General features: G+C 67.1%; 5 protein-coding genes. 2 read left to right on the top strand and 3 right to left on the bottom strand.

The genetic code is table 11. The annotated features are described in order from the left end of the window. Positions 1 to 1,354 (top strand): multicopper oxidase domain-containing protein (locus VFM98_RS11840; RefSeq protein WP_325110121.1); only part of this gene is annotated, 1,354 nt, incomplete at its 5' end. A 109-nt stretch (positions 1,355 to 1,463) separates the two neighbouring features. On the opposite strand, the gene VFM98_RS11835 is transcribed toward VFM98_RS11840, so the two are convergent. Genes VFM98_RS11835 through VFM98_RS11825 form a run of 3 tightly spaced genes read right to left on the bottom strand, consistent with a single transcriptional unit; the run spans position 1,464 to position 6,261 of the window. After that, a complete protein-coding gene (locus tag VFM98_RS11835) occupies positions 1,464 to 3,233 on the bottom strand; it encodes a S8 family serine peptidase (RefSeq protein ID WP_325110120.1) in 1,770 nt (589 codons plus the stop codon). 3 nt (positions 3,234 to 3,236) lie between these two features. After that, positions 3,237 to 4,412, bottom strand: coding sequence for a hypothetical protein (locus VFM98_RS11830; protein WP_325110119.1), 1,176 nt, complete (start codon positions 4,410 to 4,412; stop codon positions 3,237 to 3,239). A gap of 10 nt (positions 4,413 to 4,422) precedes the next feature. Next, on the bottom strand, positions 4,423 to 6,261 hold the full coding sequence (locus VFM98_RS11825; RefSeq protein ID WP_325110118.1) for an adenylate/guanylate cyclase domain-containing protein: 1,839 nt from the start codon (positions 6,259 to 6,261) through the stop codon (positions 4,423 to 4,425). Between the two features lie 375 nt (positions 6,262 to 6,636). On the opposite strand from VFM98_RS11825, the gene VFM98_RS11820 reads away from it, so the two are divergent. Further along, on the top strand, positions 6,637 to 8,226 hold a 1,590-nt coding region (locus VFM98_RS11820), incomplete at its 3' end, for a molybdopterin-dependent oxidoreductase (RefSeq protein ID WP_325110117.1).

Genomic DNA, 8,226 nt, shown 5'->3' with positions numbered 1-8,226 from the left:
CGCGCTGCCCTGGGGCAACCGCGACTACGACGTGAACCTGTTGATCGCCGACAAGGCCTGGGACCGCAGCGGCCAGCTCTGGTTCAACCCCTTCAACAGCGACGGCTTCATCGGCGACCGCATGACGGTCAACTGGCAGTGGGCGCCGACCATGGACGTGCGGGCGCGCAAGTACCGCTTCCGCATCCTCAATGGCTCGGTGTCGCGCTACTTCACGCTGGCGCTGGTGGCCGAATGCTCGGGCGAAAAGACCTGCCCCATGAAAGGCCCGAAGAAGTCCAACAAGTCGTACAAGCGCGTGCCCTTCCACATGATCGCCAACGACGGCAACATCATGGAGCACGCCGTGCCCTTCGACGGCACGATGGACCTGGACCGCAACGGCAACAAGGCGGAGCACAACGGCGTCCTGCCGATGCAGGCGATCGCCGAGCGCTACGACATCATCGTCGACTTCTCCAAGTTCGCCGTCGGCACCAAGCTGTACCTGGTGAACATCCTGGAGCACGACACCGGCATCGGCGTGAAGGAGAACATTCCGCTGGAAGAGGTGCTGGAGGAGGACTACAAGGCCACCATCGAGCGCAAGGACGGGCAGGACCATCGCTGGCGCGATGGCGACCCGGCCGTCGGCAAGGTGCTGGAGATGGTGGTGCGGGCGTACAGCGGCACCGACCTGAGCATGAACCCGGCGGAGTACGAGCCGGCGAGATCCGGCAAGCCCGCGGGCAAGAAGATGGTGCCGCTGTGGCTGGATCGCAGCAACCCCAGCGCCATGCAGGCACTGGAGAACGCGCGCCGCCGCGAGTTCGTGTTCGGCCGCTCGTCCGGCACGGATGACAACCCGTGGACCATCAAGACCGATGGCGGCGGCGAGTACCTGGCCGATCCGCGCCGCATCCACGCTGCGCCGCAGCTCGCCACCGGCCCGACCGAAGCCGGCTTCAGCGGCGACGGCACCGTCGAAGTCTGGGAGGTGAAGACGGGCGGCGGCTGGAGCCATCCGGTGCACGTGCACTTCGAGGAAGGCATCATCCTCAAGCGCGGCGGCGAGCAACCCCCCGAGTGGGAGAAGTGGGCCCGCAAGGACATCTACCGCATCGGGGGCGAGGACGAGAGCACGTCCACGGTGGAATTCGCCATCAAGTTCCGCGAGTTCGCCGGCACCTACGTCGAGCACTGCCACAACACGCAGCACGAGGACACCTCCATGCTGTTGCGGTGGGACGTGGAGAAGCCCGGCCAGTTCATGGTGATGCCGACGCCGCTGCCTTCGTGGGAAGGTGTGGGCTACGCGCCGTCGGTGGGCGTCCCGACGTTCAGGACGGGATCCGGCTTTGGCGTGAGCGACTGACGCTCCGTCGAAGATGAGTGGCTGCCAGGCAGCCGCTCCTGTCAAGTGGGTTGGGGAGGCTGTGCACAGCCTCCCCTTTTTTCATGCACTTCGGGCCGGTGGGCCGCGATCACGGTGGCAGGAAACCGCCCCCGTCGCTGGCCGGGTTGGTGCCGCCCGCGGGCAAGGTTTCCCTATTGACGATCGCCCGCGCGCCCTGCGGCGCGGCGACGCTGGTGCCCCAGACCCTGGTGACGATTCCGCTGCGTGTTCCCGGCCCCGGCACGCCCCGGTGGGCCGCATCGGAATCGCTCAACGCGAGGAAGCTCGGGCCGCTTCGCCCGCCCCCGCGCGTGGGGCCTGCAGCCGAATAGGCGGCGCGCCGGTACTGCTGCGGATCGCTGGCGCCCACGAAACCTCCGATCACGTACAGCTTGCCGCTGGCGCCACAGGCGTCTCCCAGCAGGCTTCCGGCACCCGTGATCTGGACATCGTCGTCGCCGGCCAAGGCCTGCCAGCGCGACGGCTTCGTTTCTCGCGCATAGCCCAGGTTTCTTCCGCCCCAGCACAGATAACCCTCGAGCGTCGCCGGCGCGTCCGAAGTTGCGGTGATGGTGACGAGCCCCGGGCGCGCCACGGGAATGCCTGTTTGCGCGCTGGTGGGCGCCGCCCTGAGGCTCACGCAAGGCCCGGTTCTCACGACGGTGAGCCATGGCTGCACTTCGGCCACCGAGTTCTCCCCGGTCACCGGTGCGCTCGCCCCGCCACCACCCACCGTGATCCTCACTGGCCCCGCCTGGGCATCCATCCAGAGTTCCGCGAAGCTCGGGGCCTCGTTGCCATACGGCAGGACCCAGCCTATCGACGCCGGCTTGCCGGAGTTTGGGCGCAGCTGCGCATGGATGGCGGCGTCGTAGCCGTTGCCGGCGGCGAAGACGAATTCGAAGGGAATGCCGCCTTCATTCAGGAAGGCATCCAGCGCTCGCTCGAACAGCGAACTACCGTCGTGAGGGCCGAGCTGGCTGCCCCAGGAACAGACCACGACGCAGCGCTGGTAACCGCGCCCCTCGGCGAACGTGCGCAGGTAACGCAGGGCGTCCAGGATGCAGGCATGCAGCGAGCCCGCGGCAGGCGCCTCGGATTCGCGCCGGGGGAGCTGCATGAACGCGATGTCCGCCAGCGCGGCAGGATCCGACATGCCGCGCGGTCTGGAGTAACTCGTGCCAGCGAGCAGCCCCAGCAGGTGGCTGCCGTGCGTGACGTCGGCCTCGACGGCAGAGTAGTTCGCGGACCGGTAGCATGCGCGCTCATCCACCACCCCGCTGCTGCTGGTGTGCGCGGCGATGCATCCATCGAGCAGCGCGCGAGAAACCTCCCGCCCGCGGAAGAACCTTGCCGGCGGCGCATGGCCCAACGAGATCTGCGGGTTTGGATCCATGTCCCACAGCGCCGCGATGCGCGTTCCACCCGAGGTGCCGCTGCGGAACTCACGGTGGGCGAAAGGGCAGCCGTCGTCGATGATGCCCACGAGCGTGCCCGAGGCGTTCTGGCCGGGCGGCGGGCGCGTGCCGTTGAACTTGTCGGCGAACTCCTGCTTCGGCCAGGCGGTCCTCTGGTGGCGAAGGCTTTCGGCCAGCTCGCTCGCGTACAAGCCGCCATCCGACTCCAGTTGCGCGAGCGCGCCGAGCGGCATTCGCGCCGTGACGAACCGCGACCCGGCGTCGAGGTGAGCGAGATTCACGAGCGCCAGGCCTTCCTCGACCCAGGCGCGTAAGGTTTGCGCGCCGCTCTCAGTGACTTCGAGCAGGAAGTCCAGCAGCGAGTGCTGCTCGTAGCGCGGAACGTAGTCGATGAAGGCCGTGTGCCGCGCGTGCAGCAGGTACGGGTCCGGGCGGGCCATGGTTCATTCCGCCGGCTCTTCGGCGCTCGCCTGCTTGCTGGCGGGAGGGTAGAAGCCCTGCCACTCGCTCCTTGCGGCCTCGTACAGCGCACACAAGGACCGGTGCTCGGAAAAAGCGACGGTTCGCTCCCCGCCGGTACCGGCCTGGAAAGCCCCGTCAGCATCGAACGGGGTCTGCGATGCCGGATCGAACTCGCGCCGATGCACATCGACGGAAGTGACGCCCTCGCAGCGCAGGAGGAAATAATCGCCCAACCATTCTCCGAGCGCTCTGCCCGCATCGAGGTCATAGGGGAAGTGGACGCCGGCAATGACGCGGTTTTCGGAGATGCGCTGGGCGAGTCTCAGAAGCTGATCTTGCACTGCGGCGTAGTAATCCGCCGCAGGCGCGGCCTCTTCACTGCTCCGGGGTCCCGTAGCGGGCGCGCGGACCAGATGCGACAACACGACGGCGCCCAGGTACGCCTCGCAGGCGTGTCCCATCGGGTACGAGCCATGGCGCGGCACCGGGATCATCGGCTGCACCTGGGAGGACATCTCGGAGGGCCGCCAGGCAGCGAATTCGTGCTTGAAGCGCATGTGCACGGCCACGGCGAATCTCTGTGTCGCCATGAGCAAGGACTGCGTCGCGGGAGTCCGTTGCCCGATCGGAAGAATCGCACTCCAGAACGGATTCGTGCTCGTAGCCTGCAGCACGATCTCCTTCGCCCTGTCCTGCCGCTCGACGCCAACGCTGGCGACGTCCTTGACCTGCCTCCGGAAGTCCTCCAGCGAGGGGATCCGCATCGCCAACGCCTCCACGCTGCCCAGCCTCGCCGTGACGCAGTCTGGGGCACAGACAAAGGTGAAGGGTTGCGTCAGCTCCGGCAGGACGATTTGCGTCTGCACCCACGCGTCCCAGCGCGCCATTTTCTGGGCATCTTCCCCGCCCGGCTGCCATCGGCGCATGCCCTCGAGAGCGGGCGCGAGCGGCCGGCTGATGGAATTGCGGGTCGTCGTCAGCGCCTCGCTCCAGAGCAGGTCGCTATCCGAGTCGGGCGTCGTCCCATAACCGCCGCTGTAGCCCCCGCTATAGCCGCCGCTGTAGCCCCCGCTGTAGCCGCCGCTGTAGCCGCCACTGAATGGCGCAAGCTTCCTGATGCCCACTGCGAGCCCGGCCCGGATCAAGGGATTTGCCATGACTTTCTCCTCATGAAGCCGATTTCAGAACCGGCACTTCCATCGCGGCGGCGATGAACTGTTTTCGCGTCCTGCTCATGGCGGTGGTCGACGCCTGATAGGCGCGCATCGAGAACGACGGGTCGAGCCGCAGCATCTCGTGCGCCGAAGCCGTGGCGCCCTCGAGGTCGCCGCTGAAGACCTGATTGGTGATGAGGACGCGCCAGGTTGGCGTGTGATTCCGGTTCAAGCGAAGCGACTCGCGCGCCAGCGCCGTCCCCGCGGCAAAGTCCTGCTCCGAGGTGCAGGCGGCCGCATGGATCATCTTGAAGTAGTAGGCGAGCGGGTCGGCCGGCGAGAGCGCGTGCGCGCGGACGGCTTCCTCCACCGCGGCCTCGGGGTCGCCCCACATCGCTGACAGCACGCTCTTGAAGAGCCATGCCATGGGTTCGTTGCGATTGACCTGCAGGGCCGCGTCCAGTTTCTCCGCCGCGAGCTCCGGCTTTCCTTCCAGGTGGGTCAGGACATGCGCCTGCACGGCCAGCGCCAGCACGTTGTCCGGGAAGCGCTCCAGCGCATGGTGCGAGATGTCGCGCGCGCGCTCCGCGTCGGCCTGCCAGTCCGTCGAACGCGAGACGGCGTTGATCACGAAGGACTTGGCGAGCCATGCATAAGGCTCCGCATGCCTCGGATGGCGCTCCGCGAGATGCTCCAGCACCTTGCGGCTCAATGCCATGTCCGCCGTGGTGGAGCGGTGCATCAGCCGTATGCCGCTCAGGAGAAGCGAGTAGCTGGCCAGCGTGGGCAGCGGCTGGCGCGCTGCGGCGACGGCCTCGCGTTCGAGGATCGCGGAAAGCACGCCTGCAGCCAGACGCATGCATGCTTCGCTCTCGACAGCACAGAGATCCGCGCTGCGGACGGAGAAACGGTCCACCCAGATCACCTCGCCCGTGCCGCTGTGCAACAGCGCACCGTGGATCAGGACCGGCGCCGACTCCGCAGTACCACTCGCGACATAGCTGCCAACCAGCACATACGCCGCTCCGAGCTTCTCCCGGATCAGTTGCGGCGGGGCACCCCGGCCCGAGAAAGACGCCGAGGACAGGCGCGAGACGATCCGCAGCGTGGCGCTGGCGCCGAGGTGCGCAATGACACCGTCCGCGATCAGGTCACCGATGGCCACCGCATCGGCGTCGTGGCTGCGGGATTCGAACGGAATGACCGCCACGGTCGGATGCAGCGGATCGAGGTAGTCGGCCGTGGACGCCAGAACGGGCTTGGGGCCTTTGTCGCCGACGCGATAGGCCCGCACCGGGTGGGCGACATGCTTCAGATAGCACTCTCCCATGTCCTCGATGTGACCGTCGATACCTTCCACGAGCTCGTCCCGGACCTCGGAGGTCACCATGACCTCGCCGGGCCCCGCCAGGCTGGCGACTCTCGCGGCCAGGTTGACCCCGCTGCCGTAGATGTCGAACTCGTCGACGAACACCCGGGTCGCATTCAGCCCACCCCGCAGATACAGCCTCTGCTCCTCGGGCAAGCCGGCATTGACGGGAACGAAATGGCGCTGCAGTTCGAGTGCGGCAGCGACAGCCTGGTGACCGGAGTCGAACACGGCAATGAAGCCGTCGCCAAGACTCTTGACCAGTCGGCCTTGGCGTCGGGGAAGCACGTCGGTGGTGGCATGGTGTATGAACCTGCGCCAGTGCCCTATGACCGCAGCTTCATTGGCGGCCATCAGCCGAACCGACTCGACCAGATCCATGACCAGCACCACTTTCTGCCGCTGTGGCAGCGCCAGTGCGAGTGCGACCGCGTCGGCGCCAGCGGGGTCACCGATGCTGTCCGACGACGGCGCGTGCGTCATACGCAAAAGGAAGTAGGGATCGGCGCATCTTCACACGCCTGCCCGACGATTTGAAGCCCCTGCAGGAAGCGAGAAGCTGGACTGCAGTCGTGCAGACCTGTGCTTCACGGGCCGAGGTGCGCGTCAGCTTGTCGCGGCTGTTGCGACAGGTTGTCGGCCCAGTTGCACCTGGGGAGATTCGCCGCCCAGGCGCAGCGCACTCGCAACCACGACGGCACCAAGCCAAGTCGTCCCGTGCGGCGCGGCGTGGTACGGATCTCGCTTCCCCATCGGCACGTCACCCCGCGTTTGGCTACCCGCGCAGTCAACCCTAGATTGGGCCGCCTGAGTTGCCCTCGCGCACTCTGATCCGACCCGATCGAACGAGGAGTTGCCATGTTGCTGACCCGCAAGAGTGGAGTGACCCTGGACGCGAACCGATCGCCGCTGGTTCGCAGCCTGCAGCGCGGCCTGGCGGGCGCGCCGCCCACCATCGACCGCCGCGCCTTCCTGCGCCGCTCCGGGCTGGGCGTGGGCGTGGGCATCGCGGCTTCGAACCTGGCGCTGGTGAAGAAGGTGAAGGCGAAGGACGCCGCGCCGGCCATCGGCGACGGCAAGGTCGAAGTGCGGCGCACCGTCTGCACCCACTGCGCCGTCGGCTGCGCGGTCGATGCCGTGGTGGAGAACGGCGTCTGGGTGCGCCAGGAGCCGGTGTTCGATTCGCCCATCAACCTCGGCGCGCACTGCGCCAAGGGCGCCGCGGTGCGCGAGCACGGCCACGGCGAATTCCGCTTGCGCTATCCGATGAGGCTGGTGGACGGCAAGCACCAGCGCATCTCCTGGGACCAGGCGCTGTCCGAGATCAGCGCCCGGATGCTGGAGCTGCGCAAGGAAAGCGGGCCCGATGCCTTGTACTGGATCGGCTCGTCCAAGCACTCGAACGAGCAGTCGTACCTGATGCGCAAGTTCGTCAGCCTCTGGGGCAGCAACAACTGCGACCACCAGGCGCGCATCTGCCATTCCACCACCGTCTCCGGCGTCGCCAACACCTGGGGCTACGGCGCGATGACGAACTCGTTCAACGACATGCAGAACAGCAAGTGCGCGCTGTACATCGGCTCCAACGCCGCCGAAGCGCACCCCGTCTCCATGCTGCACATGCTGCACGCCAAGGAGAACGGCACCAAGATGATCGTGTGCGACCCGCGCTTCACGCGCACGGCGGCCAAGGCGGACCACTACATCCGCTTCCGCTCCGGCACCGACATTCCGGTGCTGTTCGGCATCCTGTACCACATCTTCAAGAACGGCTGGGAGGACAGGAAGTACATCAACGACCGCGTCTTCGGCATGGACAAGGTGCGCGAGGACGTGCTGGCCAAGTGGACGCCCGACAAGGTGTTCGAGGCGTCCGGCGTACCGGAGGCCGACATCTTCAAGGCCGCCGAGATGATGGCCAAGAACCGGCCCTCCACGCTGGTGTGGTGCATGGGCCAGACGCAGCACTCGATCGGCAACGCGATGGTGCGGGCTTCCTGCCTGGTGCAACTGGCGCTGGGCAACGTGGGCGTGTCCGGCGGCGGTGCCAACATCTTCCGCGGCCACGACAACGTGCAGGGCGCCACCGACATCGGCGCCAACCCCGATTCGCTGCCCGGCTACTACGGCATCTCGGAGGGCTCCTGGCGCCACTTCGCGCGGGCGTGGGATGTCGACTACGACTGGATCAAGGGCCGCTTCGCCAGCACCGCGCTGATGACGAAGCCGGGCATCACCGTCTCGCGCTGGATCGACGGCGTGCTGGAGAAGAACGAGAACATCGACCAGGATCCGAACCTGCGCGGTGTCGTCTACTGGGGCCACGCGCCCAACTCGCAGTCGCGCGGCCTGGAGATGAAGCGCGCGATGGACAAGCTGGACCTGCTGGTGGTGATCGATCCCTATCCGTCGGCGACGGCGGCGATGGCGGCGATGCCCGGGACCGAA

The organism is Ramlibacter sp. (genome assembly GCF_035706265.1).
Taxonomy (GTDB): Bacteria; Pseudomonadota; Gammaproteobacteria; order Burkholderiales; family Burkholderiaceae_C; genus Ramlibacter.
This window is presented reverse-complemented; position numbering and strand designations above follow the sequence as displayed.